General features: G+C 68.9%; 27 protein-coding genes. 14 read left to right on the top strand and 13 right to left on the bottom strand.

The annotated features are described in order from the left end of the window. From ACFJGU_RS10035 to ACFJGU_RS10025, 3 genes are read right to left on the bottom strand one after another with little or no spacing between them, the layout of a single operon-like run. On the bottom strand, positions 1-858 hold the full coding sequence (locus tag ACFJGU_RS10035; RefSeq protein WP_382309962.1) for an SMP-30/gluconolactonase/LRE family protein: 858 nt from the start codon (positions 856-858) through the stop codon (positions 1-3). A gap of 18 nt (positions 859-876) precedes the next feature. Beyond that, positions 877-1752 (bottom strand): zeta toxin family protein, encoded by an 876-nt coding sequence (locus ACFJGU_RS10030; RefSeq protein WP_382309960.1) that lies wholly within the window; start codon positions 1750-1752, stop codon positions 877-879. Next, positions 1749-2204: a winged helix-turn-helix transcriptional regulator gene (locus ACFJGU_RS10025; RefSeq protein ID WP_382309958.1), complete on the bottom strand. Its 456-nt coding sequence runs from the start codon at positions 2202-2204 to the stop codon at positions 1749-1751. The genes ACFJGU_RS10030 and ACFJGU_RS10025 overlap by 4 nt, the downstream gene beginning before the upstream one ends. Before the next feature lie 109 nt (positions 2205-2313). Between ACFJGU_RS10025 and ACFJGU_RS10020 the strand changes: the two genes are divergently transcribed. The 3 genes from ACFJGU_RS10020 to ACFJGU_RS10010 all read left to right on the top strand — a co-directional run bounded on the left by ACFJGU_RS10020 (position 2314) and on the right by ACFJGU_RS10010 (position 4681). Beyond that, positions 2314-2730, top strand: a complete 417-nt coding sequence (locus ACFJGU_RS10020; protein WP_382309956.1) for a cytochrome c oxidase subunit 4 — start codon at positions 2314-2316, stop codon at positions 2728-2730. Positions 2731-2781: 51 nt separating this feature from the next. Then, on the top strand, positions 2782-3795 hold the full coding sequence (locus tag ACFJGU_RS10015; RefSeq protein WP_382309954.1) for a zinc-binding dehydrogenase: 1014 nt from the start codon (positions 2782-2784) through the stop codon (positions 3793-3795). 100 nt (positions 3796-3895) lie between these two features. Then, positions 3896-4681 carry a phosphotransferase gene (locus tag ACFJGU_RS10010; RefSeq protein WP_382309952.1) on the top strand — a complete coding sequence of 262 codons (786 nt, stop codon included), beginning with the start codon at positions 3896-3898 and terminating at the stop codon, positions 4679-4681. Positions 4682-4709: 28 nt separating this feature from the next. Here the strand turns inward: ACFJGU_RS10010 and ACFJGU_RS10005 are convergent, their stop codons facing one another. Continuing rightward, complete coding sequence (locus tag ACFJGU_RS10005; RefSeq protein WP_382309950.1) at positions 4710-5804, bottom strand: glycoside hydrolase family 2 TIM barrel-domain containing protein; 1095 nt, start codon at positions 5802-5804, stop codon at positions 4710-4712. A 696-nt stretch (positions 5805-6500) separates the two neighbouring features. Beyond that, positions 6501-7529, bottom strand: coding sequence for a LacI family DNA-binding transcriptional regulator (locus tag ACFJGU_RS10000; protein WP_382309948.1), 1029 nt, complete (start codon positions 7527-7529; stop codon positions 6501-6503). Between the two features lie 153 nt (positions 7530-7682). Between ACFJGU_RS10000 and ACFJGU_RS09995 the strand changes: the two genes are divergently transcribed. The 4 genes from ACFJGU_RS09995 (at position 7683) to ACFJGU_RS09980 (ending at position 12075) form a co-directional block, all read left to right on the top strand. After that, entirely contained in the window at positions 7683-9005 is a 1323-nt protein-coding gene (locus ACFJGU_RS09995; protein WP_382309946.1) for an ABC transporter substrate-binding protein, read from the top strand. A gap of 69 nt (positions 9006-9074) precedes the next feature. After that, entirely contained in the window at positions 9075-9977 is a 903-nt protein-coding gene (locus ACFJGU_RS09990) for a carbohydrate ABC transporter permease (protein WP_382309944.1), read from the top strand. Further along, positions 9977-10825 (top strand): carbohydrate ABC transporter permease, encoded by an 849-nt coding sequence (locus ACFJGU_RS09985; protein WP_382309942.1) that lies wholly within the window; start codon positions 9977-9979, stop codon positions 10823-10825. The genes ACFJGU_RS09990 and ACFJGU_RS09985 overlap by 1 nt, the downstream gene beginning before the upstream one ends. Positions 10826-10860: 35 nt before the next feature. Continuing rightward, positions 10861-12075: a family 1 glycosylhydrolase gene (locus ACFJGU_RS09980; protein ID WP_382309940.1), complete on the top strand. Its 1215-nt coding sequence runs from the start codon at positions 10861-10863 to the stop codon at positions 12073-12075. Between the two features lie 72 nt (positions 12076-12147). Here ACFJGU_RS09980 and ACFJGU_RS09975 read toward each other — a convergent pair whose 3' ends face one another. From ACFJGU_RS09975 to ACFJGU_RS09965, 3 genes are all read right to left on the bottom strand, one after another. Further along, on the bottom strand, positions 12148-14112 hold the full coding sequence (locus tag ACFJGU_RS09975) for a cell wall-binding repeat-containing protein (RefSeq protein ID WP_382309938.1): 1965 nt from the start codon (positions 14110-14112) through the stop codon (positions 12148-12150). A 382-nt stretch (positions 14113-14494) separates the two neighbouring features. Then, on the bottom strand, positions 14495-14929 hold the full coding sequence (locus ACFJGU_RS09970) for a DUF4190 domain-containing protein (protein ID WP_382309936.1): 435 nt from the start codon (positions 14927-14929) through the stop codon (positions 14495-14497). A 40-nt stretch (positions 14930-14969) separates the two neighbouring features. Further along, on the bottom strand, positions 14970-16076 hold the full coding sequence (locus ACFJGU_RS09965) for a hypothetical protein (protein ID WP_382309934.1): 1107 nt from the start codon (positions 16074-16076) through the stop codon (positions 14970-14972). A gap of 115 nt (positions 16077-16191) precedes the next feature. Here ACFJGU_RS09965 and ACFJGU_RS09960 point away from each other — a divergent pair, with 115 nt between their 5' ends. Further along, the gene (locus ACFJGU_RS09960; protein WP_382309932.1) at positions 16192-17025 is read left to right on the top strand and encodes a TspO/MBR family protein; all 834 of its coding nucleotides are present in this window, start codon (positions 16192-16194) and stop codon (positions 17023-17025) included. A 122-nt stretch (positions 17026-17147) separates the two neighbouring features. Here ACFJGU_RS09960 and ACFJGU_RS09955 read toward each other — a convergent pair whose 3' ends face one another. Beyond that, positions 17148-18785 carry a sensor histidine kinase gene (locus ACFJGU_RS09955; RefSeq protein ID WP_382309931.1) on the bottom strand — a complete coding sequence of 546 codons (1638 nt, stop codon included), beginning with the start codon at positions 18783-18785 and terminating at the stop codon, positions 17148-17150. Further along, positions 18782-19486, bottom strand: a complete 705-nt coding sequence (locus tag ACFJGU_RS09950) for a response regulator transcription factor (protein WP_382310328.1) — start codon at positions 19484-19486, stop codon at positions 18782-18784. The genes ACFJGU_RS09955 and ACFJGU_RS09950 overlap by 4 nt, the downstream gene beginning before the upstream one ends. A gap of 185 nt (positions 19487-19671) precedes the next feature. Between ACFJGU_RS09950 and ACFJGU_RS09945 the strand changes: the two genes are divergently transcribed. Continuing rightward, positions 19672-20337, top strand: coding sequence for a GNAT family N-acetyltransferase (locus ACFJGU_RS09945; protein WP_382309929.1), 666 nt, complete (start codon positions 19672-19674; stop codon positions 20335-20337). A 72-nt stretch (positions 20338-20409) separates the two neighbouring features. Here the strand turns inward: ACFJGU_RS09945 and ACFJGU_RS09940 are convergent, their stop codons facing one another. Next, positions 20410-21108, bottom strand: coding sequence for an MBL fold metallo-hydrolase (locus tag ACFJGU_RS09940; protein ID WP_382309927.1), 699 nt, complete (start codon positions 21106-21108; stop codon positions 20410-20412). A gap of 27 nt (positions 21109-21135) precedes the next feature. On the opposite strand from ACFJGU_RS09940, the gene ACFJGU_RS09935 reads away from it, so the two are divergent. Beyond that, complete coding sequence (locus tag ACFJGU_RS09935) at positions 21136-21684, top strand: DUF1697 domain-containing protein (protein WP_382309925.1); 549 nt, start codon at positions 21136-21138, stop codon at positions 21682-21684. A gap of 3 nt (positions 21685-21687) precedes the next feature. Here the strand turns inward: ACFJGU_RS09935 and ACFJGU_RS09930 are convergent, their stop codons facing one another. Next, the gene (locus ACFJGU_RS09930; RefSeq protein ID WP_382309923.1) at positions 21688-22239 is read right to left on the bottom strand and encodes a CGNR zinc finger domain-containing protein; all 552 of its coding nucleotides are present in this window, start codon (positions 22237-22239) and stop codon (positions 21688-21690) included. Between the two features lie 73 nt (positions 22240-22312). On the opposite strand from ACFJGU_RS09930, the gene ACFJGU_RS09925 reads away from it, so the two are divergent. The 4 genes from ACFJGU_RS09925 (at position 22313) to ACFJGU_RS09910 (ending at position 25036) form a co-directional block, all read left to right on the top strand. Then, positions 22313-23341 carry a DMT family transporter gene (locus ACFJGU_RS09925; RefSeq protein WP_382309922.1) on the top strand — a complete coding sequence of 343 codons (1029 nt, stop codon included), beginning with the start codon at positions 22313-22315 and terminating at the stop codon, positions 23339-23341. Between the two features lie 98 nt (positions 23342-23439). Further along, complete coding sequence (locus tag ACFJGU_RS09920) at positions 23440-24090, top strand: hypothetical protein (protein ID WP_382309920.1); 651 nt, start codon at positions 23440-23442, stop codon at positions 24088-24090. Between the two features lie 209 nt (positions 24091-24299). Continuing rightward, a complete protein-coding gene (locus ACFJGU_RS09915) occupies positions 24300-24656 on the top strand; it encodes a hypothetical protein (RefSeq protein ID WP_382309918.1) in 357 nt (118 codons plus the stop codon). Then, positions 24653-25036, top strand: coding sequence for a gamma-glutamylcyclotransferase family protein (locus tag ACFJGU_RS09910; RefSeq protein ID WP_382309916.1), 384 nt, complete (start codon positions 24653-24655; stop codon positions 25034-25036). The genes ACFJGU_RS09915 and ACFJGU_RS09910 overlap by 4 nt, the downstream gene beginning before the upstream one ends. A gap of 6 nt (positions 25037-25042) precedes the next feature. Here the strand turns inward: ACFJGU_RS09910 and ACFJGU_RS09905 are convergent, their stop codons facing one another. After that, positions 25043-25690, bottom strand: coding sequence for a hypothetical protein (locus tag ACFJGU_RS09905; protein ID WP_382309914.1), 648 nt, complete (start codon positions 25688-25690; stop codon positions 25043-25045). Between the last annotated feature and the right edge of the window lie 103 nt (positions 25691-25793).

Below are 25793 nucleotides of genomic sequence, written 5' to 3'. Positions count from 1 at the left end.
CTAGCCCGCGTAGGGGCGCACCGCGGCGCCGCGTACACCACTGGGGGCGGAGAACACGGAGCCCGCGAGCGGCTGCTCGCCGTCGGCCACGTTCTCGCGCGACGTCGTGATGTAGAGGACGTCGAGTCCGGCACCGCCGAAGGTGCACGACGTGACGTTCGACGCCGGCAGCTCCACGACGTCGGCGAGCACTCCGGATGCGTCGTAGTGGTGCACCGCACCACCCCCGTAGAGCGCAACCCACACCCCGTCCTCGGCGTCGACCCAGAGTCCGTCAGGGTCGCCGGCGCCCTCCGCCACCTGCACGAACGGGCGCCGCTCACTCAGCTCGCCGTCGGCGTAGTCGAACACGTCGATGCGTCGCGTCGGCGTGTCGACGTAGTACATCCGGGAGCCGTCGGCGGTGAAGCCGAGCCCGTTCGAGATCGTCGATCCGCCGAACACCCGCTCGATCGATCGGTCGACGCCGAACCGCCACAGGGTTCCGGCCCCCGGGATCATGTCGTACGACATCGAGCCGCAGAGGAGGCGTCCTTCCGGGTCGCATCCACCCTCGTTGAAACGGATGTCCCCACTCGTCTCCCACACGGGCTCACTCGCCCACTCGCGCCGGCCCTCGGCACCCCACAGCGTGAACTCGCGCTCGGTCACGACGACGAACCCTCCGGCCACCCGCGGACGCACCATGGCGGCGATCGTCGACCCCGTGGCCATCCGGCCCACCGATCCGTCGGCGCCCAGAGAGAGCACGTCTCCGCGGAACATGTCGACCCATTTCAGGCCGCCCCAGGCCTCGGACCACACGGCCCCTTCGGCGTGGAAGGCGATCGGATCGGTGACCTGTTCGGCGCTGACCATGCTGTGTTCTCCCTGTCGTCACTCCATCTTGGCAGGAGCCTCCGAGGCATTCGCACCCGCGGTGGTCGCACCCGCGGTCGTCGCATCCGTTGTCGTCGCGTCCATCAGGGTCGCCGCCCACCCGTACTCCTCCGCGCGGCGGCGGAAGGCCTCGGCGTTCGCCGAGCAGCGCGACACCGCGTCGGCGGACGGATACAGATCCTCGATGACGACCGGCGGCACGAAGCGGCCGCCGAGGCCCGAGCGGAGTTCGCAGCGATCCGTCCACCATCGATCGGTGGAGCGCCGCACGGCCGTGCGCGCCGGCACCTCCGCCCGTAGCACGACGAGGGCCTCGTAGCCGTGCTCGTCGAGTTCGCCGAGCAGCGCCTCGAGATGCTCGGTGCTGGAGAGGGTGCCCAGGATGACGACGTTCTCCTGTTGCTGCAGGCTGCGCCGACGCATCCGGTTGGCAACCGCCGTCGATTCGGCGTGCACGAAGGCCGAGAGCTCGCGCACCGACACCGGGCGCCCGTCGGAGAGTTCACGGGCCATCCAGCGGTCGAGCCGGCCGCTGTCGCGCGACTCGACGAGCAGTGGGTCTTTGAACGCATCGGCGTCGATGTGCCGGTACCCGGCCAGGTCGGCACGAGCCGCGATGGCCGTCGACTTGCCCGCCCCGGGAGGCCCGGCCGTGACCACCGCCGTCAGCGGCCCCCTCCGCTCGGCCTGCATCTCGGCCAGGGCGGCGTCGATCAATTCGTCGTGGAAGCGGAGGCGCGCAGGCTCGTACAGCTCGCCGTCGGTGGAGAAGAGCGTTCGGGTGGTGCCTCCGGCCCTCTCGGTCCACGGATCGGTGAGTCCCGATTCCTCGAGGTGGAGCGACAGCTCCGCCGCCACCAGATCGGCGCTCACGACGACCCGGCCGCGACCGTCTTCACGCCGCCGCGCAGCTGGTCGTACTCCTTCTCCGTCAGCAGTCCGTCGAGGTACGCCTGCCCGAGCTGCGCCGCGGTACCGGACGCCGAGACCGCGCCGTCGTGGGCGGCATCGGCCGAGGGCGTCGACGACGTCATCGTCATCGCCAGCAGTCGCTGCATCATCTGCTCGCTCGTACAGTCGCCGACCGCCCGGTGGAGGATGATCTCGCGCGGCGATTCCTCGAACGACGCGAGCCGTCGGCGCTTCAGCCGCCGGCTCACCTCGGGCTGCGAGAGCCCGACGAGCTCGGCGATGGTGCGCTGCGACAGGCCCTCGTCGTCGAGCCGCAGGATGTCACGCCGGAGATGCAGATCGGCGAGTTCACGCTGGCTGCGCGAGAGCAGGGCCCGCTGCACGGCGGGAAGGGCAAGCAGTTCCGGAGTCATCTGACACACCTCTGATACCAAAAGTATCACCCCTCTTGTCACGGCGCGCGAGGAGGAGGACCCTAGGTGCCAGGAACAGACAGAGGGGTTTGGAAGGCGGTGAGATCGAATGCGCGTCAATGCCGTTCTGTGGTGGATTCTGGCCGCGTTCTTCGTGGTGGTGGACGTGGCCTACCTCGTCTGGAACCTGGTCTCCTACGGCGCGGTGGAGTGGTCGGGCACCGTGGCCCTCTCCCTGGCCGCGATCGCCTCGATCTTCCTCGCCTTCTACCTCACCCGAGCCCATTCCGCCGAGCACGGCGAGCTCCCTGAAGACCGCATCGACGGCGAGATCGACGAGGGCGATCCGGAGATGGGCTTCTACAGCCCGTGGAGCTGGTGGCCGATCATGCTGGGCTTCTCGGCGGCGCTCTTGATGCTCGGTCTCGCCGTGGGGTTCTGGATCTGCTTCATCGGAGCGGCCCTTCTCCTCGTCTCGGTGGTGGGCTGGGTGTTCGAGTACTACCGCGGCTACTTCGCCCGCTGACGCGCGGTCCGGCTCGACCGCTGCGGGCGAGCGGATGTCTACAGTGAGTCCATGAAAGCGTTCCTCGTCACGTCCCCCGCAACCGGCTCCGTCTCCGACGTCGAAGCACCCGAGCCCGCTGCCGGGCAGGTGGTTGTACAGATCGATCACGCGGGCATCTGCGGCACCGACGTCAGCCTGTTCCGCGGCGATCCGGACCGCCTCGCCCAGCTCGACCTCACGTTCCCGTTGCGGCTCGGCCACGAGTGGAACGGTCGGGTCGTCGAAATCGGGGCGGGCGTCGATCCCGTGTGGCTCGGCAAGCGCGTGACCGGCGACACGATGCTCGGTTGCGGTCACTGCGAGCGCTGCCTCGCCGGCCGTCACAACGTCTGCGCGGAGCGGTACGAGATCGGCGTGCGGGGGAACTGGCCGGGCGCTCTCGCCGACCGCCTTCTGGTGCCGGTGACGGCCCTGTACGAGCTACCCGACTCGGTCACGCCGCAACTGGGGGCGATGGTGGAGCCCGGAGCGAACGCGCTGCGCAGCGTGCAGTCGGCCGGGGTGCAGGCCGGGTCGCGGGTGCTCGTGCTCGGCACGGGCACGATCGGGTTGCTGAGCGCTCTCTTCGCTCTGGCCGAGGGCGCCGAGGTGCACGTGCTCGGACGTGACCGCGAGGCGCTGGAGCTGGCCCGTTCGCTGGGCGTCGCGGGCGCGTGGACCCGGGACGAGCTGCCGGCGCTCGTCTGGCACGCCGTGATCGACGCCACCAACGCCGCGGACATGCCGCGGTTCGCCGTGGACGTGGTCGAGCCCGGAGGTCGAGTGGTGCTCGTCGGCATCTCGGGCGACCCGAGCCTCATCGACACCCGGGTCGTGGGAGGAAAGGACGTGACCCTCGTCGGGATCCTCGCCGGCTCACCCGCTCTCCAGGCCACGATCGACGCCTACGCGAGCGGGCGCGTCGATCCGCTCCCGCTGATCTCGCGGGTGATCGGGCTCGACGAGGTGGCCGACGCGCTGAGCGGCGCGCGCCCGATGAAGTCGGCCGGGGCGCCGAAGGTGCTGGTCGACGTGGCGCGCTGACCGCGACCGTGTGCGCACCCCGGGTAGCGCGTGAATTTCGGGAGGAGGAGAAGCGAACGACCCCCGTATACGACCCTCGTTCGCTTCTCCTCCTCCCGAAATGACCTCGCACGCCTGGCAGACTGGCCGGGTGGAGATCGCCGGGCCGCCCATGGTGCCGCCGCCGGTGCCGTCTGCGGTCAAGGCGCTCGCGAGCGACGACCGCATCCGGGCTGTCTGGCTGAACGGCCTGGGCGGGCTGACCTTCGAGTTCACGGCGCCGGACGCCACGCGGAGGTTCGCGAAGTGGGCGCCGGCCGGGTCGGGGCTCGACCTCGACGCGGAGCGCGTGCGGATCGAGTGGGCGGCCTCGTTCACCGCCGTGCCACGAGTGCTCGCCGCTGGTTCGGACGCCGATGGCCAATGGATGCTCACGGCCGGTCTCCCGGGCGACACCGCGGTCGGGGCGTCGTTCCAGGCTTCACCCGAACGGCGGCTGCTCGCCGTGCGGGGCATCGCGCGCGGACTCCGGATGCTGCACGACACGCTCCCGGTCGATGCCTGCCCGTTCTCGTGGTCGGTCACCCACCGGCTCGCAGAAGCCCGGGCCCGGGGACTCACCCCGCCGACCACGCTGGACACCCCGCCGGCCGTCGACCGTCTGGTGGTGTGCCACGGCGACGCCTGCGCGCCGAACACGCTCCTGGCCGCCGACGGCACGGTCACCGGACACGTCGACCTCGGCTCGCTCGGCCTCGCGGACCGCTGGGCCGACATCGCCGTCTCGGCCTGGAGTACCGAGTGGAACTACGGCCCCGGATACGAGTCCGCGTTCCTCGAGGCCTACGGCATCGCCCCCGATACTGAACGCCTCGCCTACTACCGCGCCCTCTGGGACGCCACCTGAGCGCGCGTTCTCAGCCGCGAGCATCCGCTCAGTCGAGGATGATGCTGCGCAACTCCTCGATGGGCAACTTCGGTGTGCGGTCGGCATAGAGCAGACCGTTGGTCTCCTGGCCGGTGTCGGTGAGCTGCGTGTAGCAGAAGCCGGCAAGCAGCGGCGAGGAGGAGACAGCCCGCACCTGGGCGCGCACCTGGGCCTCGAACGCGACCGGATCGTGCACGGAGCTATATCCCCACGATCCTTCGATCTGGCCGTCGGCGTAGCTGGCACCGCCGAACTCCGTCAGCATGATCGGCTGATCGGCATCCTGTTGACCGGCCGAGATGCGCCGACCCGCGGTGCCGAAGCCCGCGATGAGGTCGGCCAGCGCCTCAGCCGACCCATATCGCTCCGCCAGGGCGCCGGCATCCGCGTCGTAGTCGTGGATGGTCCAGAGGTCTGATGCCGTGTGCTCCCAGCCGTCGTTCGAGATGACGAGCCGGGTGGAGTCGAGGGCGCGGGTGAGGTCGGAGATCGCGCGGCTGAACGCCCGCTGCTGCGGGTCGTGGGAGATGTGCTGCACGCCCCAGCTCTCGTTGAGCGGAACCCAGGCCACGATCGACGGATGCGACCGGTCGCGTCCCACGAGCTCCATCCACTCGGTGGTGAGTGCGCCCACCGCCCGCGCGTTGAACTCGTAGGCGCTGGCCGTCTCGGCCCAGATCAGCAGGCCGAGCCGGTCGGCCCAGTAGAGGAATCGAGGGTCTTCGGCCTTCTGGTGCACGCGGGCGGCGTTGAATCCGAGCGCTTTGATGAGCTCGACCTCGCGGCGCAGAGCGCTCTCGTCGGGGGCCGCCAGGTGGGACTCGGGCCAGTAGTTCTGCGAGAGCACCGAGCGCATGTAGAAGGGCCGGTCGTTCAGCAGGAACCGGCGGTTCGCGGTGCCGACCGAGCGCAGCCCGAGGTAGCTCGAGACGGCGTCGAGGATCGTGTCCGACCGTTCGAGAGTGATGGTGGCGTCGAGCAGGCGGGGATGCTCCGGGCTCCAGAGGAGCTCCTCGTACTGCTGACCGTTGCGCTGGCGCCCCAGGCTGAGCCGGAGGTGGGAGGTGCGGTCGAGCAGGTTGAAGCGGGCATCGCCGAGCACCTCGTCGCCGGAGCGGAGGGTGACGCGAGCCCAGGTGTCGCTCTCGGGATGCCGGCTCAGCGTCAGTTCGAGATCGACGGTGGCGCTGGGGGATCGAGGTCTCCCAGCTCAGCTCGGCGACCCGCGTCGGCGGAACCGCCTCGAGCCAGACCGTCTGCCAGATGCCGGTGGTGCGGTGATACCAGATGGAGTGCGGGGCTTCCTGCCAGTCCTGCTTGCCCCGCGGTACCGACACGTCGTGCGGATCGTCGACCGCACGCACCACGAGCGAGCCCGCGCCGCCGTGCGGGAGCGACTCGGTGATGTCGAAGGAGAAGGGCGACTGGCCGCCCTCGTGCCGGCCGAGGAAGGTGTCGTCGAGCCACACGTCGGCCGCCCAGTCGACCGCACCGAAGTGCAGGAGCACGCGATCGCCATCGCCCCGGAACCCGGCCTCGACCAGGTCGTCGGCCGAGAGCGCGCGCCGATACCAGGCGACCTCGTGGTAGCCGGTGTCGCCGATGCCCGATGCAGGCGATTCCGGGGGGAACGGGACCACGATCGTTCGGTCGAAGACGGCCGAGGCCGGCGGCTGGGTCGGATGCGTGCCGAAGCCGAACTCCCACTCGCCGCCGAGTTCCCGCCAGTGCGACCGCATCATCTGCGGGCGCGGGTAGCTGCCATCCTGCGTGGAGGCGACGGGGGTGGAGGGAATCGTCATGCGCTGGCTCGTCTCACGATCTGGAACGGGATGGTCGTCTCGGCGATGGGCGCCTCCGGCTGCGCGCCCGTGCTCTCCGAGCCGCCAGGGCCGTCGGGTGAGAGCAGCAGATCGAGCGCGGCGCGGGCGATGGCGTCTTTGTCGGGCGAGACGGTGGTGAGCGAGGGAGTGGCGAAGCGTCCCTCCTCGATGTCGTCGAAGCCCACCACCTTCACGTCGTCGGGCACCCGCACGCCGTGGCCGATCAGGGTGTGCATGGCACCGAGGGCGAGCAGGTCGTTGAACGCGAAGACCGCATCGAACTCCGCTCCGCCGGCCACGAGGGCATCGGCGGCGGCCGCTCCGTCGGCGCGCTGGAACTCGTCGACCACACAGACCAGACGGTCGTCGGGCTCGATGCCGGCCGCCTCGAGCGCCGCGCGATAGCCGGCGAGACGCAGATCGGCGGTCTCCTTCGGAGGTACTGTCTGCGCTCCGATCGCGGCGATCCGGCGGCACCCGAGCGACAGCAGGTACTCCGTCGCGGCCCGCGCGGCAGCTGCGTTGTCGACGGCCACGTGGGGAAAAGGGCTCACGCCGATGTGCTCACCCAGCAGCACCAGCGGCGTCGAGTCGAGCCGGCTCGTGAGGTCGTCGACCCCCAACGCGAGGGCGCTCAGGATCAGGCCGTCCATCACCGGGATGCCGACACCGTCGCTGATGCGGCGCTCGGCATCCGCCTGGCCGTTGGTCTGGCTGATGAGCACGGTGATGGAGCGCTCTTCGGCAGCCCGCACCAGAGCCGAGGCGAGCTCGGCGAAGTAGGGCTGCGACAGATCGGGCAGCGCCAGAGCGACCATGCCGCTGCGGCCGCTGCGCAATTGGCGGGCGGCGGCGTTCGGGCGGTAGCCGAGCTCGACGACGGCGGCCCGCACACGGGCCTTGAGATCGTCTCTGACCCATCCGGTGCCGTTCACCACATTCGAAACGGTCTTCGCCGAGACGCCGACGTGATCGCCGACATCCTTCAGGGTCACCTTCCCCACGTGCGCATCCTCTCCACCGCCGGCGCCGTCGGCCCGGCTTATTCAACGATTACCATGCCAGAAAAGATAGTCCTTGTCCAACGATTACCGGTCGGGGTATAAATGAAGGCATTCAGCTCGTTCAACGTTGAACGAATACCAAGGGAGAATCACATGACGAGATACCTGAGCCATGCGAGCCGGCGCCGGTCGGTGGTCATCGCCGGCGCGGGAATCGCGGCCGCGGTGGCGCTGGCACTGAGCGGATGCACGGGCGGAGGCACCCCCTCAGGAGGCACGGCCGACCCCGACGCGAAGGTGACCCTCGACTTCTGGAACGGCTTCACCGGCCCCGATGGGCCCGCGCTGCAGAAGGTCGTCGACGACTTCAACGCCTCGCAAGACCGCGTCACGGTCAAGACCAACATCATGCCGTGGGACACGCTCTACCAGAAGGTGCTCACGGCGGCCGCCGGCAAAGACGGGCCCGACATCGTGGCCATGTCGGCGTCGCGCCTGCCCCAGTTCATCGACGAGGGGCTCTACCAGCCGCTCGATGACTACTACGAGAACCCCGACAACCAGGCCGACGCCCTCACGCAGGCGGCCGTCGACGCATCGATGTACGACGGCAAGAACTACGGCGTCCCGGTGAACATCGCCACGATGCTGATGTACTACAACAAAGACCTGTTCTCCGCGGCCGGTCTCGACCCCGAGAAGCCGCCGACCACCTGGGACGAATTCGCCGCCATGGTTCCGAAGCTCACGGTCGACGACAACAACGACGGCAAGCCGGAGCAGTACGCCATCGCATTGGCCGACCACGAGACGGTGCCGATGTACCAGCCCCTGCTCTGGAACGCCGGTGGCGGCGTCGTCTCCGACGACGGCAAGACCTCCGAGCTCGGCTCCGACGGCTCTCTCGAGGCGCTCAACTTCTGGGTCGACCTCGTGCGCGACCAGAAGGCGTCTCCGATCGGCCTGGCCGGAGCGGATGCCGACAAGCTGTTCACCACCGGCAAAGCGGCGATGGAGATCGTCGGCCCCTGGATGACCTCGGGCTTCACCGATGCCGGGCTCAACTTCGGTCTCGCGCCCACCCCGGCCGGCCCGGCGGAGCAGACCACCCTGGCCGACGTCGTCTCGATGTCGGTGCCGGCATCCGCCGACGAGACCACGAAGCAGGCGGCGTACGAGTTCTTCGCCTACTGGAACTCCGAAGAGGGTCAGAAGACCTGGGCCGAGGGCTCCGGCTTCCCGCCCACGCGCTCCGACGTCGCCGACCAGATCACCGGCAACCCCTTCCCGTCGGTCTTCGGAGCGGCCGACATCGTCGACAACTCGAAGGTGTACCTCGCCGGAGTCGCCGCGGGCGGCACGATCACGACCACCATCTTCGAGCCGGCGCTGCAGAAGGCGCTGAACGGCGAGGGGTCGGTCGACGACCTGTTCACGGAAGCCTCGAAGCAGGTCCAAGCCGAACTCGACAAATAGCCGAAGTCTCCTCTCAGCCGGTGGGGCTGCGCACTGCGTGGCCCCACCGGCCCCGACCGAAACGAATCAATGACGACTGCTACCCGAGCACCACGGCGACGTCTCTCGCGCAAGGCCCTGACGGCTTGGCTGTTCCTCGCCCCATCCCTCATCGTGCTGGCCGCCTTCACCCTGTATCCGATGATCCAGGCGGGCTACCTCTCGCTCACCGACTACAACCTCATCCGCGCGGCGCAATGGGTGGGGCTCGACAACTATGCCGAGCTGTTCGCCGACCCCGCATTCTGGAACGCGTTCTGGAACACCGTGCTCTACGCCGCCGTGGTGACCCCCGTCACCATCGTGCTGGCCCTGGCGCTCGCCGTCTTCCTCGACCGGCAGTTCATCGGGCGCGCATTCGTGCGCACTTCCATCTTCTTGCCGTTCATCGTCTCGCTCGGGATCATCGCCATCGCCTGGGCCTTCCTGCTCGACCCCAACATCGGCCTCCTGTCGTACTGGCTCTCGCAGGTGGGCTTCGTCGCGGAGCAGGGCGTGCTGAGCGATCCGTTCTGGGCGATGCCCGCCGTCATGGCGGTCGGCGTGTGGAAGAACGTCGGGTTCTACATGGTGATCTTCCTCGCCGGGCTGCAATCCGTGCCCGGTGAGTTGCGCGAGGCCGCGCGCCTGGACGGCGCGAACGCCTGGCAGCGCTTCCGCAACGTGACCCTTCCGCTGCTGTCGAACCAGACCATGCTGGTCTCGGTGCTGGCGCTCATCGCGTCGCTACAGGCGTTCGACCAGATCTACGTGATGACCCACGGCGGCCCCTTCTTCCGCACCGAGACGCTCGTGATGCTGATCTACCGCGAGGGCTTCCAAGAGCTGCGCTTCGGCTACGGGGCCGCGATCTCATGGGTGCTGCTCGTCTTCGTCTTCATCCTCTCGATGATCCAATACGTCTTCTTCCAGCGCCGGCAGGTGAGGTACTGATGTCCACCGCCAGAACCCGCTCCTACGTGAGCACGCAGAGCATCGTGAAATGGCTCACCCTGGCCGCCGGAATCGTCATCGCCCTCGCGGTGCTGCTGCCGATCATCTGGATGGCGTTCACCGCCTTCAAACCCGAGTCCGACATCGTCAGCTTCCCGCCGACGCTCTGGCCGCGCGAACTCACCCTCGACCACTTCGTCGAGGTCTGGAACCGCATCCCCTTCGCCCAGCTCTACCTGAACACGATCGTGTTCGCGGGGTCGGTCACGATCATCTCGCTGTTCTTCGACTCCATGGCCGCCTATGCGCTGGCCCGACTGGAATTCCGGGGCCGTAACATCGTGCTCGTCGTCATCCTGGTGCTGCTCATGCTGCCGTTCCAGGTGACCCTCATCCCGCTCTACGACCAGCTGAACAGCATCGGCCTCACGAACACGCTGCCGGGCCTGATCATCCCGAGGATGACGAACGCCTTCGGCATCTTCTTCCTGCGCCAGTTCTTCCTGTCGCTGCCGAAAGACCTCGAAGAAGCGGCGCGGGTCGACGGAGCCAGTGAGTGGCGCATCTACTGGCGGGTCATCATGCCGCTGGCGAAGCCCGCGCTGCTGACGCTCGGCCTCTTCCACTTCCAGTACAACTGGAACGACCTGCTCTGGCCTCTCATCATGTCGGCCGACGTGCAGTCGGCCACCCTTCCGGCGGGCCTTGCGCTGTTCATGGGCCAGCACGTGGTGGAGTACGGGCTGTTGATGGCCGGATCACTGCTCTCCCTGTTGCCCGTGATCGCCTTCTTCCTCATCATCCAGCGCAGCTTCGTCTCCGGAATCGCGACCACCGGTCTCAAATGAGCGCCGAAACCACTGAACCCACCAGAAAGGATGCCGTGTCCGCACAGCATTGGATGAACGACGGCTCGCTGCACTTCGGTGTGGGCATCGAAGACACCTTCGTGCCCCAGGAGCGCATCGGCCAGCGCCGGCTCGACGAGTACGAACTCACCCAGCACTACGAGCACTGGCGCGAAGACCTCGCACTCGCCGCGGAATCGGGCGCGGAGTTCTTGCGCTGGGGCATCCCGTGGTTCCTCGTCGAGCCGCGGCCGGGCGAGTTCGACTGGCGCTGGCTCGACCAGGTCGTCGCCTACACCCAGGAGATCGGCCTGCGCGTGGTGGTCGACCTCATGCACTACGGAACACCGCTGTGGCTCGAGAACGAGTTCCTCAACGCCTCCTACCCCGAGCGCATCGCGTCGTACGCCCGCGCCGTCGCCGAGCGGTACAAGGGCGTCTGGAATGACTTCACTCCCCTCAACGAGCCCGTGATCAACGCCATCTACTGCGGCGAGACCGCGACCTGGCCGCCCTACCTCTCGGGCCAGGACGGCTTCGTGAAGCTCATGATCGCGCTCACCCGCGGAATGGTGCGCACCCAGCAGGAGATCCTCGGCGTGAATCCGGATGCCCGCATCGTGTCGGTCGACGCCGGCTTCCGCTGGGAGGGCGACGAGACACCGGTGCCCCTCGACATCCTGCTCGAACGCCGCTTCCTCTCGCTCGACCTCACCATGGGCCGGGTCGACGACGCGCATCCGCTGCACGACTACCTCGTGGAGCACGGTGTCACCGACGCCGACTTCGCGTGGTTCCGGGCCAACGCCGTGACGCCGGATGTCGTCGGAGTGAACTACTACCCGGGCTTCACGACGGTCGAGTACGTCGACGGCGCCACCGTGCCCGTCGAGGCGGGAACGACCGGGTTGCGTGAGTTGCTCACCCTCTACTCCGAGCGCTATCAACTCCCCCTCGCCGTGACGGAGACGTCTCGCGGCGGCTCGGTGGAGTCGCGGGTGGAGTGGCTGGGTGAATCCATCGCCGAGGTCGACGCACTGCGGGCCGAGGGGATGCCGGTGGTCGGCTACACCTGGTTCCCGTTCTTCACCCTGGTCGACTGGCTGTGGCGCAACGACCTCTCGACGCCCGACGATTGGTTCGTGCACATGGGGCTCGTCGACCTGCATCGCGGCGCAGACCGCATCCTGGAGCGCCGTAAGACCGAGGCGTTCTCCCGTTTCCAGGAGGTCACCACTACGAGGTCGTGACCACGGTCGAAAGGATCGTACTTGTCGAGATGGCTCGGCGAGCGCGCAAGCGCGCCACCTGAAGGAGTCGGCTCATTCGGCAGGTGCGAGGTGCTTCTCGAGCTCTCGCTGGACGGCATCCGTGACGCTGTTGCGCCCGCCGAGGATGACGATGCGATGGGGCTTCAGGCGGTCTAGTTCCGCCTTCACCGATTCGGGCACACTGTCGGTGCTCACCAGCAGGACGGGCGAGCCTGTCCGGATAGCGGCCGCCGACCCGGACAACGCATCGGGGAACGTGACGCCGGATGCGACGTAGGCCGTGAGCGAGTCTCTCGGGGCAGTGAACAACGCCTGGGAGATGTTCGCCGACACGGTGAAGCGATCCGCACCGGCGATCCTCGTCGCGTTCGGATCGAACTCCTTCAGCGAAGTCATCACCGACTCCGAGATCGTGTCCGTGCCGCCTAGAACGCGGATCCTTCTGGCCTTGAGCCGTTTCAGCTCCGCCGCCACGGCGGGCGGCACGGCATCCTTTGTTACCAACAGCACCGGGGCGCCGAGCAGCCCGGCGGCGGCCGAGCCGGCCAGTGCGTCGGGAAACCCGGTTCCCGACGCGATGACCACATCGCCGATGCCGCTGAACCAGTAGACGGTGGATGAAATCGCGGCTGAGAGCTGGAAACGATCGGGCGCAGCGATTCTCTCGACCTTCGGGGAGTAGGCGGCAAGGGCGGACTCGACGGCGGCACTGACGGTCACAGTGCCACCGAGCACGACGATGCGCTCAGGTTGAAGCCTCGTCAGCTCGGCTCCGATCACGGCCGGGATGGAGTCTTTGGTGACAAGCAGCACGGGGCCGCCCTGAGCGCCGGCCACGGCCGACCCGGAAAGTGCGTCGGCGAACACGGTCCCTGACGCCACGTAGGCCACGGGCGCGTGCGGAGCGAAGGCGGACTTCGATACCGCGGCTGCGACCGCGAACCGATCGGCGCCGTCGATCCGGTCGACACGCGGCTGCTCGTCGAGGTTGCGGACGTACACCTGGGACGAGACTCCCGAGGCTCCAGCCACGAGGTCGGTTGAAGTCGATACCAGTGCGACGCTCCCGCCACTGTTCGCCAGCGCGGGGTAGGCGGACGTGCCGTCTCCCCCGTTACCAGTAGGGGTGCTGCTTGCGAGTACCGTCTTTCCCGAGCTCAGATGCCGCACGAAGACCTGCCATTGACCGTTCACGGCAGGGGAAAGGAGATCTGTCGCCGCACTCTCGAAGGCGAGGTCATCGCCGTAGCGAGAGAGTGAAGGGTTGTAGCAGTCGGAGTTCACTCCTGCCGTGCCCTTGTCGTTGTAGCTGGCGAGCCGCGTGGCCTTATGACCGAGGTCACGGACGAAGATCTGCCGGTGACTACCCGTGGGGTCGCTGGTGAGATTGCCCGAGGCGCTGGCGAACGCGACCATCAGTCCATCGCGCGAGAGCGACGGCGAACCCGCGTCGCTCTCTGCTGCCCCCGTGCCCGCCTGGTCGACCGACACCATGGCGAACGCGCCCCGGCCGTACACGTAGACCTGCGACCGACCGCTCGGATCGGGAGCGTCCGACATCAGACGCGCCTTCGAGACGAACGCGATGACGCTGCCCGATTCGGAGATCGATGGAGACGTCGCATCGCTGGGCGAGCCGTGGCCGACGGGACCAGTGAGGTCAACACTGACCAACCGCGTGTCATTAGAGGGAAGGTAGCGAGAGAACACCTGGATCACTCCGCGGGTGTCGTCGCTGGTGAGGTTCGTCGCCGAAGTCGCGAAGGCGACCGTCGTTCCGTCACCGGAGATCACTGGATGATTCACCGTCGCATTCGCGCGACTGGGGGGCTCGCCGCCACCGAGGCTGACCACGCGACTCGTGCCCGTCTCCCGCGACCACAGCATCGCCTGCGGGATGCCGCTCGGGTTGAGGTTCGGCGCAGTCGAGACGTAAACGATCCGGCTGCCATCATCGGAGATGGACGGGTGCTGCGAGTCACCGTCGCCGGCCACACCTGCGCTCGTCGCACTCACGAGCTGAGTCGATCCGCTCACGGTGTCTCGGACATAGACCTGCCAGGTCGTCGTCGGACTAGTGGACAGGTTCGTTGCCGCAGACTCGAACGCGACATAACGGCCGTCGGCCGAAATGCTCGGATTGCGCGAATCCCTGCTCCCCTCGACCGGAGGCATCGTGTTCGAGACGCTGACCAGCTGGGTCTGGCCGGGAGCCGGAGGAGCTGCGGTTGCGACATCCGTCACGCCTACCGTTGCCAGGACAGCAATGACGATTCCCAGCCCGGTGGCGGCAGCACGAATCCAAGTCATTCTCTGAGCGTATCTCATTTAATGAATCATGCTCAATGCATCGGCACTCAGGACGGAGGTGGTCGTCCTCGAGGGTGTTTGCTTCGCGTCAGGGCAGACGCGACACGGTCCAGGCGATGAAGAGCGCCGGCACGGTGATCCCCAAGATCAGGCCGAAGACACCGATGCCGATCCCCGTCATGGCCTGACGCCGACCTGAATCGAATCGGCCCGCGAACGGCGGGTGGTCCGAACGGTGCAGGCCGACGATTCCGAGCACGATGGCCGCGATGCTCACGAGCAGCAGCGGGTTGAACAGCACGGAAACGATGGCGCAGATGCGAGCCCACCGGGCGACCTCGTTGCGGGGCGCCGGCTGCCCAGGAGCCGATCGGGGTGCTGGCAGCGGCGGCCGCCCGACCCCGCTCACAGGGATAGCGCCAGTGCCGGCAGCGGTATCGGTCACCGGTGTCCCGGTCGGCGGCGCCCACCCTCCGCCCGCGTCGGCATCCGCGGCATCCGCGGCATCCGTTCGTGTGTCCATGTCTCCCCCTCCGCGCCCCCGCGCGGCTTCCACCGTACCGCTACGACGCCGGGGCCGCGGACGCGGCGGCGACCGGCTCGGGCTTGGGGTCGGGAGCCGGGGCGGGGATGCGGCCGGGGCCGTACTTGATCGAGCGGGCGATCACGAAGGCGCCCGTCGCGGCGACCAACCAGCCGCCCAGTACGAGGTAGGGCTCCGCGTGCGGGAAGTCGGGGAAGTAGGTGAGGTCGCGCAACGCGCGCACGGTCGCTCCGGTGGGCATCCAGCGCCCCATGAATTCGTAGAACGGCGGCAGCAGTTGCGGCGCCACGGCCCCACCCGACGAGGGATTGCTGATGAGGATGAAGAGCGCCCAGGTGGGCACGAGCGCCCATCTCCCGCCGATCACCACGCGCCAGAAGCTGTACACCGCGCCCGCGACGAACACCGAGCACGACAGCACGCCCCACACGGGCACGATCGGGAAGGTCTCGAACCCGAAGATCGGTCCGGTGGTGAGCGTGATGACGAGACCGACCAGGATCGCGCGCCCGGCGTCCCAGAGCAGTTCGCCGCCGAGGGTTAGTCCGGCAGCGTTCACCCGGGTCTGGATGGCTCCGACGAAGCCGATGATCGTCGCGGCGAGCGCGAGGTAGAAGAGCACGAGTCCACTCGGATCGCTCGGGCTCAGCGGATGCAGGTCGGTGACCCTGATGCTCGCGCCCACCTTCTGGCCGAGCTCCGTGGCATCCGCGTCGATGAGCTTCGCGATGGACGCGCCGGACGCGCTGGAGATGTAGAGGTCGGCGCTCTTGCCACTGCCGGTGACCAGGGCAGCGTAGATCTCCTGCTGGTCGATCGCCTCCTTCGCCACTTCGACCGACGGATAGGAGTCCACCACGAACGATGCACCCTCGACGTTCTCGATCCCCTGCTGCAACTGCGCCGCCGTCACCGTGTCGGAGACGATGCCGATCGGCACGTCGTGCGGCTGCGGATTGCTCATCGCGAGGCTGTAGGAGGTCACGAACAGCGCGGCGAAGAGCGAGACCAGCAGCGACACGATGAGAGCGGGCTTGTTCGGCCCGGTCACGGCGCGCTTGGCAGCACTGAGGCCGCGCTGGACCGGGGTGGAGTCAGGGGCAGCCGGGGAATCTGACGACGACATGGTTTCACGCTAGCGGCAAGCGGTCGCGCAGCCCGTCATCGCACTCCGGAGCGCCCGGCGGACGAATTAGCTAAGCTGTTTAGCGAAATCGATCCACCCGACCGAGGAGAGAACGATGACCAGCAGCGTCGCCACGACCACGCCCCTTCCCGCCGACCGCGTTCGGCAGGTGGTGGTCGCCGCCAGCGCCGTCGTCGCCGTGATCGGGTCGTTCGTCGGCTCGGGGGCGGCCGGGGGAACGCCGATCCAGGATGCCGCGGGCGGAGCCCTGAGCGCCGACGCGACCCTCATCGCCCCCGCCGGCCCGGCGTTCTCCATCTGGAGCGTCATCTACGCCGGCCTCCTCGCCTACGCCGTCTGGCAGTTCCTTCCACGCCAGACCGCGAGCGCGCGCCAGCGCCGACTGGGCTACCCGATCGCGGTGACGCTGCTACTGAACGCCGCCTGGATCTTGAGCGTGCAAGCCGGCCTGCTCGCGGTCAGCGCCGTGGTGATCGTCGTTCTGCTGGCGGCTCTCCTCGTGACGTTCGTCCTCGTGGTGCGCACCCGGCGAAGTGGACAGCCGTGGGTCGAGTCGATCGTGGTCGACGGGACGGTGGGCCTCTACCTCGGCTGGGTGTGTGTGGCGACCGCCGCGAACCTCACCGCGGGCCTGATGGTCGCCGGTTTCGACGGCTTCGGCTGGTCTCCGGATGCCTGGGGCGTTGCGATCGTCATCGTCGCCGGTCTCGCCGGGCTGGCTCTCGCCGTCTACGACGCCGGGCGGCTGGCACCGACCGCCTCGCTGGCGTGGGGGTTGGTGTGGGTCGCCGTCTCCCGCATCTCGGGCGAGCTCGTGTCGCCGCTCGTCGCATCCGTCGCTCTCGTCACGGCGATCGCGGTGGTGCTGGTGACGGTGATGATCCGCACGGCCCACGCGGCGCGGAACAGGGCGTCCCAGAACCGGTAGGCGTCGCACCGCACAGGTGCACCTGCCCGGAGACGTCTGTTTCGGGAGGAGGAAACGCGAACGAAGGCCGTATACGGGGGTCGTTCGCGTTTCCTCCTCCCGAAATGACGCGGGGAGGCGGATCAGACGCGAGTCGGCTCGGAGGGGCTGACGGCGCCATCGATCGGCGCTGCGCTTTCGCGCGCGGGAGATGGGGACGAGATGGTCGGCTCCGCGCAGGCCAAGCGCACCGTGAACGTGGTGCCGGCCGGAGTCGACGCGACCTCGATCGCGCCCGCGTGCGCTTCGACGATGGACGCCACGATCGCGAGCCCCAGGCCCGTGCTGCCCGCCCGGCGGGACCGCGAGGAGTCGCCGCGGGCGAAGCGCTCGAAGAGCTCCGGCACGAGTTCGGGCGCGATGCCGGGCCCGTCGTCGGCCACCTTCAGCTCCACCACGACGTCGTCGGTGCCGCCCGGCGCCTGCTGCACGAACGCCACCCGGGCCGAAACCGCCGTGCCCTCGGGCGTGTGCACGGCCGCGTTGGACAGCAGGTTCAGCACGAGCTGATGCATCCGCTCCCGGTCGGCGTGCACTCGAGCCGGGGCATCCGGAACGTCGACCGTCCAGCGATGACCGGGGGCCGATGCCTTCGCGTCGCTCACCGCGTTCACCACGATCTCGCCGAGATCGACGTCGTCGAGGTGCAGGTCCTGCCCCTCGTCGAGCCGCGCCAGCAGGAGGAGGTCGCTCACCAGGGAGTTCATGCGCTGCGCCTCCGACTCGATCCGCGCGAGCGCGTATTCCGTCATCTCCGGCAGTTCGGCGCTCTGCTGCCGGGTGAGTTCGGCATAGCCCTGGATCGCGGCGAGCGGGGTGCGTAGTTCGTGACTCGCGTCGGTGACGAAGCGCCGCATCCGTTTGTCGGTCGCCGCCCGCACCGCGAGCGCGTCATCCACGTGCGCCAGCAGGTGGTTGAGCGCCTCGCCCACCTGCCCCACCTCGGTGCGCGGATCGGTGTCCGACTCCTGCATCCGGGTGGTGATGGCCACCTCGCCGCGATCGAGCGGCATCGCGGCCACGTCGGCGGCGGTGGCCGCGACCCGCTCGAGCGGGCGGAGCGCGAGTCGCACGATCACGATCACCCCGAATCCAATGATGACGATCGCCACGAGGGCCAGCACGACCATGGTCGCGGTCTGCTGCGCCGCGGAGGCTTCGGCGGCGGCCATCGAGACCCCCGTCACGAGCAGGGCACCTCGGCTGTCGGTCTCGGTGGCGATGCGGTAGCTGCCGAGACCGTCGAGAGCGATGGTCTCGCGCGCGCCGTCGGTGAGCGCATCCGCTTCGAGCTGCTCGACGACCGAGGGCGGTAGCGCGGTCGCATCCCCGTCGGTGAAGCGCGCGGAGTCGACCACGGTGCCGTCGTCGATGAGAGCGACCACGGAGCCCGGCCCGTTCCCCGTGTACTCGGCGAACGGCTTCTCGGGATGAGGATCGATGTGCCGCAGACCGTCGAGACTCTGGAAGTTGCCGTAGCGGTACTTCTCCACCGAGAAGGCGAACGACGACAGCGATCCGGTCAGCTGCGTGTCGACGACGCGCGTGACCGTGGCGTTCAGGATGAGGATGCTCGCGATACCGATCGCGACCAGCACGCCCGCGACGACCGCGCTCACACCCACCACGAGCCGCGACCGTAGCGTCCACGGACGCCGCGCTCGTCCGGACCGGGCGCCGGCGGCGCCGCGCCCACCGGAACCCGTCTCGACGGGCGTCATTCGGCGGGCCTCAGCACATAGCCGACCCCGCGCACCGTGTGGATCATCGAGGGCCGGCCCACGTCGATCTTCTTGCGCAGGTACGACACGTAGAGGTCGACGATCGACGCCTTGCCGGCGAAGTCGTAGTTCCACACCCGGTCGAGGATCTGCGCCCGCGAGAGCACGCGGCGCGGGTTGCGCATGAGGTAGCGCAGCAGCTCGAACTCGGTGGTGGTGAGCTGGATGGCGTCGCCGCCGCGGTTGACCTCGTAGCTCGTCTCGTCGAGCAGCAGGTCGCCCACCACGATCCGCGAGTCCTCGTCGGAACTCGTGGTGATCGACCGGCGCAGCAGACCGCGCAGGCGCGCCACGAGCTCCTCGAGGCTGAACGGCTTGGTCATGTAGTCGTCGCCGCCGGCGGTGAGGCCGACGATCCGGTCGTCGACCGAGTCGCGGGCGGTGAGGAATAGGGTGGGCGAACTCTGCTCCACCTCGCGCAGCTGCCGGAGCAGACGGATGCCGTCGGTGTCGGGCAGCATGATGTCGAGCACAACGACATCCGGCCGCTCGTCGCGGTATTTCTGCAGCGCGGTGGCGCCGTCGTGGGCGATGTCGACCACCCAGCCCTCGTAGGCGAGGGCCAAGCTCACGAGGCTGGTGAGCACCACCTCGTCGTCGACCAGGAGCACGCGGATGGCCGATCCGTCGGCCCGGTACATGCGCGGCAGCTTCGCCAGAACGGCGCGACGGCGCCCCGACGTCACGAGTTCGTCGGAGAGCGGAGAGTCGGCCACGTTTCCATGGTCGCCTCCCCCCTCGTGGAACTCCACGGATCGATGCGGATTCATAGAGACCTCAAATGTTTCCACACCGCTCACCTGAGGGGCGCGCGTACGGTCACCGCATGACTCACCCGAGAGCCCTCGACCACCCGGCCCGCTGGGCACCGGTGCGCCACGAACTCGCGTCGGCCCGCCCTCCCATGCTGCGACGCATCCGCGATCGCCTGGCGTCGGCGGGCGTGCGCCGACCGCGCCTGGTGCGCGGCGAACGCACCGAGATCCCGTTCGACGCTCGCGACATCCGCACGTCCCGCCTGCTGCTGCGACCGCACCGGATGTCGGATGCCGCCGACTGGTTCGCTCTCCAGTCGGAGCCCGCCGTGCGGGAGTTCCTGCCCTGGCCGGAGCGCGACGCCCGGGGCTCGGCGCGACACCTGCGCGACCGCACCCGCCACACCCGGCTCTGGCAGAAGGACGACTTCTTGGCCCTCGCCATCGAGCGGGACGGCGGCCTCATCGGCGATGTCTCCCTGCACCTGCGTACTGTGGCGGCGGCGTCGCGCTCCGTGGAGATCGGATGGGTGCTGCATCCGCGGTCCGGCGGTCACGGCTACGCCACCGAGGCCACCGAGGCCCTCCTCGCGTTCGCCTACGACGTGGTCGGGGCCCGCCGGGTGACGGCCGTGACGGATGCCCGCAACGCCCCCTCCCTCGCCCTGGCCCGGCGGCTCGGCTTCGTGGAGGTGCGCTCCGACGGCACCGACCTCGTACTGACCCACCAGCGCTGATCCGCGCGTTCTGGCGCTACCTCGCGGGGCGGTAGCGCCAGAACGTGCGGATCGATGCTGCGGCGCGGGGTGCTACGCCGCGGAGGTGCGGGTGACGCGGGTGGGCGGGTTGTGGCCGGCGCAGATCCACTCGACGTCGGTGGCGGCGATCCGCTCGTTCAACACGGCCTCGCTGGCGACCGCGAGCGACTTGTCGCTGATCAGCGGGCCCATCGAGAACTGCTTCAGGGTGCCGTTCTTCGCGACGCTCACGGAGTCGCCCACGAACAGCACCGGCCCCCACTGCAGGGCCACATGGCCGGGGGTGTGCCCTGGGGTCGGGATGACGACCAAACCCGGGAAGATCTCACTCTCACGATGGGGCTCCCCCGTGGGCGTCGACAGCTCGCGCACCTCGGCGGGGTTCTTCACGCGCGACAGAGCGTTCATGACGCGGCGCACGCCCGACGGCGCCTCCTTCTCACCGCGGAGGATCGCGGCATCCGCGGCGCCGATCCACACCGGCACGTCGAGTTCGCGCTGCAGGCGGGCGGCGGCACCCGCGTGGTCGGGGTCGTAGTGGGTGAGCACGATGTCGGTCACGGGTCCGGTCTGCGATTCGGAATCGCGCAGTTCGGTCACGAGTTTGGCGAACCCGGATGCGAGACCGGGGTCGATCACGGCGGCCCGGCCCTCGCCCACCACCACGTAGCCGTTGGCTCCCCTCGAGTGGTCGAGCTGGAAGCAGCGATCGGTGATGCGGCGCACGGTTCCCCCTAGTGTCGTCTTCATTGAAGCACGGTCGCGTAGCGTTGCCTCATGACGCGTTTCGCAGCTCTCCTCCGCGGAGTGAACGTCGGAGGCATCACCATCACGAGCGCCGACCTCGCCGACGTCTTCCGGTCGCTGCGGTTCGACGGCGTGAAGACGGTGCTCGCCTCGGGCAACGTGCTCTTCGAGACGGATGCGCCGGCCGACTCCGCGAAGGGCGCGGCCGCCGTCAAGTCCGCGATCGAGGCGGGGCTGCGGGATCGTTTCGGGTACGAGGCCTGGATCGTGCTGGTCGAGCACTCGGATCTCGCGGGAATCGTCGAGGATTTTCCGTACGACGAGGTCGACGAACGGCAGCCCTACGTCGTCTTCTCGTCCGACCCCGCCGTCACCGCCGAGATCGGCGCCTTCATCGACGGGCTCGACCCATCCGGCGAGCCCGCCGAGAGGGCGCGGGTCCGCGATGAGCGCGTCGTCTACTGGGAGGTTCCGAAGGGCCACAGCCTCGACACGGCGCTGGCCAAGTTCTTGGCGAAGTCGCGCTTCACGTCGGCCACCACGACGCGCAACCTGCGCACCTTGCGCAAGCTCCTGTAGGAGTCAGCCCGCGCGGCGCTTTCGATAGGCCATCACGTTCATGCGGTTGCCGCAGTTGCCGACATCGCAATAGCGCTTCGAGCGGTTACGGGAGAGGTCGACGAGCACAGCCGCGCAGTCGTCGGCCGCGCACTCATGGAGGCGGTCGAATTCGTCGGTGCGGATGACGTCGATGAATGCCATGGCCACCTCCACACGCATCCGGGTGGCCAACGGCGCATCGGCCTCGGTCGCATGCAGGTGCCAGTCCCAATCACCGTGCCGCACGAGCTGCGGGAGGGCGTTCGAGTCGCGCAGGATGCCGTTGACCAGGCCCACGGCGGTGTCGCGATCGACCTCCCAGAAGCGCCGGAACTCGGCCCGCAGAGCCCTCACCTCCTGGAGCTCGGCGTCGTCCCGATCGCGCCGGCCCGAGTACTCGTGCTCCTCGAGCAGCTCTTCGAGCGCCGCGACGTCGGCGAGCTCGTCGTCGCGGGAGTTCGACGCGCCCTCGCCCGTGTTCACCAGCGCGGCTGCGAACGCGAGCGTCGCCTCAGTGTCATAGGCAAAGAGCATGTTGACTCCTGACAACTCGGATCGATAGTGTCACTAGCGTAACCGCATTCACTCCTGACACGAAGGATGCCCGATGAGCTCCGCCGCCGCTTCGCGCGCACCCCGCGCCACCCGTGGCGCCGCGCTGCCCGGAGCCTCGCACCGCGCCTCAGGACTCGTCTTCGCGCTCGCCGCGGCAGCGGCTTTCGGCACCAGCGGTCCCTTCGTGAAGCCGTTGCTCGACGCCGGATGGTCGCCGGTGGCGGCCGTCGCCGTGCGCGCGGGGGCGGGCGGGCTGGTGCTGCTGATCCCGGCACTGCTCGCGCTGCGCGGTCGGTACCGGCTACTCCTGGCCTCTTGGAAGCTTGTGCTCGGCTACGGTTTCGTCGCGGTGATCGGCGCCCAGGTGTTCTACTTCGCCGCGATCGGGCGGATGCCGGTGGGCATCGCGTTGCTCATCGAGTACTCGGCCCCGATCCTGCTCGTGCTGCTCGCGTGGGCGCGCACGCGCATCCCTCCTGCCCTGCTGACGATCATCGGAGCGGTGCTCAGCATCGCCGGGCTCGTGCTCGTGATCAACCCGTCGGGGGCAGGCGGGCTCGACGTGCTGGGCGTGGTGTTCGCGTTGGCGGCCGCCGTGTGCCTCGCCGGGTACTACCTGATCTCCGCCCTGCCGTCGAACGGGCTGCCGCCCGTGACGCTCGTGAGCGTCGGACTGCTCGTGGGCGCGGCCGGACTCGGCCTCGTCGGTGCGACCGGGCTGCTGCCGTTCACGATGTCGTTCGCCGACGTCGCCCTGCCCGTGGTGGGCGAGGTCTCGTGGATGGTGCCGATGGGCATCGTGGTGCTCGTGGCCACGGCGTTCGCGTATCTCGCCGGCATCCTCGGCACCGTACGGCTCGGATCGCGGGTGGCCTCGTTCGTCGGCCTCGTGGAGGTGCTGTTCGCGGTGTTGCTGTCGTGGCTGCTGCTCGGCGAGGTGCCCACGCTGCTGCAAGGCGTGGGTGGTGCGCTGATCGTGGCGGGCGTCGTGTTCGTGAAGCTCGAGCGAGAGGCGGCACTGGGTTCGCCCGAACCGATAGTGCCCGACCCGGGTGCCGTGGCGGTCGATCGCGCCGGTTGACCGGGGTCGAGCATCCGCCGCGTCGGAATATTCACCCTCCGCCCGCCGCCGGATCGCGACAGGATGGGGGCAGTTGTCCGTCTGCCGAGGGAGACCACGTGAGCCAGCCGCCGCCCGACCAGCCCGTCACCCCGCCGTACCCACAGGGGCAGTCCGCCACCCCGCCGGAGCAGCCCGCCTACCCGGGGAGTCAGCCCGCCGCCCCGCAGGGCCAGCCCGCGTACCCGCCGTACCAGGCGCCGAATCCCGCCTTCGCGCAGCCGGCGCCGGCGCCCTACCAACCGCAGTACGGCGCACCGGGCACCTACCCGCCCGCGCAGCAGCCCCACCCTGGCTACGGTGCGACACCTCCCGCCGGCGCACCCCCGCGCCATCCCGGCTACGGACCGAACCCGCCCAGCGCGCCCGGCCCCCAGCCGACCGCGGGCGCCGGCGCACGCAACCCCCTCGGTCTCGCCTCGCTCCTCCTCGGGGCGGTAGGGCCGGTGCTCGGCTTCCTGTTCCTGTTCATCCAGGCGGCGGTCTTCGCGTCGGGTGCGCCCAGCGACTACGCAGCCGTCTCGCTCGTGCAGACCGTTCTCGTGGGCCTCACGGCACTGGCCGCGGTGATCCTCGGCCTCGTCGCCATCAGCAGACCCGGCTCACCGAAGGCCCTCGCCTCCGCCGGCCTGGCACTCGGCGCAGCAGGCCTCCTCGGCACGCTCGGCGCCGTCATCTACCCCGTCATCGCCTCACTGATGTACGGCTGATCAGTCGCCCATCGCATAATTGAGTAATCGTTGTGAAAGGTTTCTGTACTACAAGAGCGTGAGGTGACAAATTTGTTCATCGGCCCTTCCCGAGACGGGTCGCAGTTGCTTGAAGTCTTCGCTGAACCCACCCCACCCGCGACGATCTTCATATTCCACGTGATGCCGGCGCGGCAGAAGATCATCGATCGCGCCGAAGGAGCGCTCTCATGACAGCACGACCCGATTCGATCCACGAGGACGAGGAGCGCGCATCCAGAATGAGCGCAGAGGTCGGCGCGCCCGATTTCGACCTGGCGCCAGGTGCACGCGTGCACCGCAGCACCGGGCCGGGCGCGGGCCGGGCGCTGCTGAGTGATGCGCTCGGCTCCGAAGCGGCCGTCGATCGCGCACTGGGCAGACCCGCGCTCGACGGGAGCGTCGGACAAGGCCCGTCTCCCAAGCGTCAGGTGCGTCTCACGCGCGAGCTCGACGAGTTGCTGATCGCGCGCGCCGCCAGCGAGCGTCGCCGCCCGAGCGACATCATGCGCGAAGCCCTCGTCGAGTATTTGCACAAGGCATCGTGACTCTCGAGAGAGACGAGGCGGATGGGGTGCTGCTGTTCTCGTATGGGACGTTGCGGCAGCCGGAGGTGCAGCTCGCGACGTTCGGGCGTCTGCTCGGCGGGCGCGAGGCGGCCGTGGTGGGGTACCGGCTCGACTGGCTCACCATCACCGATCCGGCCGTGATCGCCACGAGCGGCAGCGACCGGCATCCGCTTCTCGTACCGGATCCAGCCGCCGCTCCGGTGTCGGGCACCGTGTTCGAGATCACCGTCGACGAGCTGCTCGCCGCCGACGAGTACGAGGTCGACGACTACGCCCGCGTGCTGGTTCCGCTCGACTCGGGCGAGCAGGCCTGGGTCTACGTGTTCGCCGGCTCCGGCGACAGCGCCGACCGGTCGTAAGGCGCCCTAGGCGCGCTCCCGGATCGTCGTCACCACGTCGACCAGGCTCGGCTCCCGCGGCGCGGACCCGAAGCCGAACCGCACCGGCGGGTCGAGCTGGGCGAATCCCCCGAGGTCGGTCCCGTCGAAGCGCGCCTCGGCCCACACGATCCTCCGCACGACCGTGACACCGTAGAACTCCCGTCGCCCCCCGCCGGCGCTGCCCGCCGTGCGCACACCCGGCTGGAGCCTCCGCGCCACCGGATCGATCGCCCGCAACCAGCCCGGATGCGTCGCGAGCCGCGGCGGCACCGATCGCAGCACCCGCCCGAGTGGGGAGATCGGACCGATCCGGAGTCGAACCGCGAGGCCGGGGGCGTCGAGCGCGAGTCCGCCCGCGATCCGACGCCGCTCGACCGGCAGCACGCGCACCTCGTCGAAGGCGTAGGTCGCGGCGATGAACGCGGCGACCTCGTCGGACGGGGCGAGCAGGATGCGGTGCCCCCGCGCATCCTCGATCATCGCGTCGGCGAAGCGCCCGAACGGCGACGAGTCCCACAACCCCAGCACCATCCGGGTGCCGGATGTCGTGCCGAAGCCGGCGATGCGGCCCTCGAACCGAAGATCGCGGCCAGGGCGGGAGCCGGAAGGAGGAGCGGATGAGTCGAAGGGCATGATCCGAGGCTAGGCCGCGCATCCGGAATCCGCCCGTCGTCGACGACGCCCGCGATTGACTTCGCGCCTCCACGCGGGCAATGTGGACGGTGTTCACAAGCGA

The organism is Herbiconiux sp. UC225_62, assembly GCF_042694625.1.
In the GTDB taxonomy this organism is placed as follows: domain Bacteria; phylum Actinomycetota; class Actinomycetes; order Actinomycetales; family Microbacteriaceae; genus Herbiconiux.
The sequence above is the reverse complement of the archived record's forward strand: the minus strand, read 5'-3'. Positions and strand labels throughout refer to the sequence as shown.

Excerpts from the sequence above, each read along its gene's own strand:
- ACFJGU_RS10035 (WP_382309962.1), bottom strand. The coding sequence starts at position 858 with ATGGTCAGCGCCGAACAGGTCACCGATCCGATCGCCTTCCACGCCGAA.
- ACFJGU_RS10025 (WP_382309958.1), bottom strand. The coding sequence starts at position 2,204 with ATGACTCCGGAACTGCTTGCCCTTCCCGCCGTGCAGCGGGCCCTGCTC.
- ACFJGU_RS10020 (WP_382309956.1), top strand. The coding sequence starts at position 2,314 with ATGCGCGTCAATGCCGTTCTGTGGTGGATTCTGGCCGCGTTCTTCGTG.
- ACFJGU_RS10015 (WP_382309954.1), top strand. The coding sequence starts at position 2,782 with ATGAAAGCGTTCCTCGTCACGTCCCCCGCAACCGGCTCCGTCTCCGAC.
- ACFJGU_RS10010 (WP_382309952.1), top strand. The coding sequence starts at position 3,896 with ATGACCTCGCACGCCTGGCAGACTGGCCGGGTGGAGATCGCCGGGCCG.
- ACFJGU_RS09995 (WP_382309946.1), top strand. The coding sequence starts at position 7,683 with ATGACGAGATACCTGAGCCATGCGAGCCGGCGCCGGTCGGTGGTCATC.
- ACFJGU_RS09990 (WP_382309944.1), top strand. The coding sequence starts at position 9,075 with ATGACGACTGCTACCCGAGCACCACGGCGACGTCTCTCGCGCAAGGCC.
- ACFJGU_RS09985 (WP_382309942.1), top strand. The coding sequence starts at position 9,977 with ATGTCCACCGCCAGAACCCGCTCCTACGTGAGCACGCAGAGCATCGTG.
- ACFJGU_RS09970 (WP_382309936.1), bottom strand. The coding sequence starts at position 14,929 with ATGGACACACGAACGGATGCCGCGGATGCCGCGGATGCCGACGCGGGC.
- ACFJGU_RS09965 (WP_382309934.1), bottom strand. The coding sequence starts at position 16,076 with ATGTCGTCGTCAGATTCCCCGGCTGCCCCTGACTCCACCCCGGTCCAG.
- ACFJGU_RS09960 (WP_382309932.1), top strand. The coding sequence starts at position 16,192 with ATGACCAGCAGCGTCGCCACGACCACGCCCCTTCCCGCCGACCGCGTT.
- ACFJGU_RS09955 (WP_382309931.1), bottom strand. The coding sequence starts at position 18,785 with ATGACGCCCGTCGAGACGGGTTCCGGTGGGCGCGGCGCCGCCGGCGCC.
- ACFJGU_RS09950 (WP_382310328.1), bottom strand. The coding sequence starts at position 19,486 with ATGTACCGGGCCGACGGATCGGCCATCCGCGTGCTCCTGGTCGACGAC.
- ACFJGU_RS09945 (WP_382309929.1), top strand. The coding sequence starts at position 19,672 with ATGACTCACCCGAGAGCCCTCGACCACCCGGCCCGCTGGGCACCGGTG.
- ACFJGU_RS09940 (WP_382309927.1), bottom strand. The coding sequence starts at position 21,108 with ATGAAGACGACACTAGGGGGAACCGTGCGCCGCATCACCGATCGCTGC.
- ACFJGU_RS09935 (WP_382309925.1), top strand. The coding sequence starts at position 21,136 with ATGACGCGTTTCGCAGCTCTCCTCCGCGGAGTGAACGTCGGAGGCATC.
- ACFJGU_RS09930 (WP_382309923.1), bottom strand. The coding sequence starts at position 22,239 with ATGCTCTTTGCCTATGACACTGAGGCGACGCTCGCGTTCGCAGCCGCG.
- ACFJGU_RS09925 (WP_382309922.1), top strand. The coding sequence starts at position 22,313 with ATGAGCTCCGCCGCCGCTTCGCGCGCACCCCGCGCCACCCGTGGCGCC.
- ACFJGU_RS09915 (WP_382309918.1), top strand. The coding sequence starts at position 24,300 with ATGACAGCACGACCCGATTCGATCCACGAGGACGAGGAGCGCGCATCC.
- ACFJGU_RS09905 (WP_382309914.1), bottom strand. The coding sequence starts at position 25,690 with ATGCCCTTCGACTCATCCGCTCCTCCTTCCGGCTCCCGCCCTGGCCGC.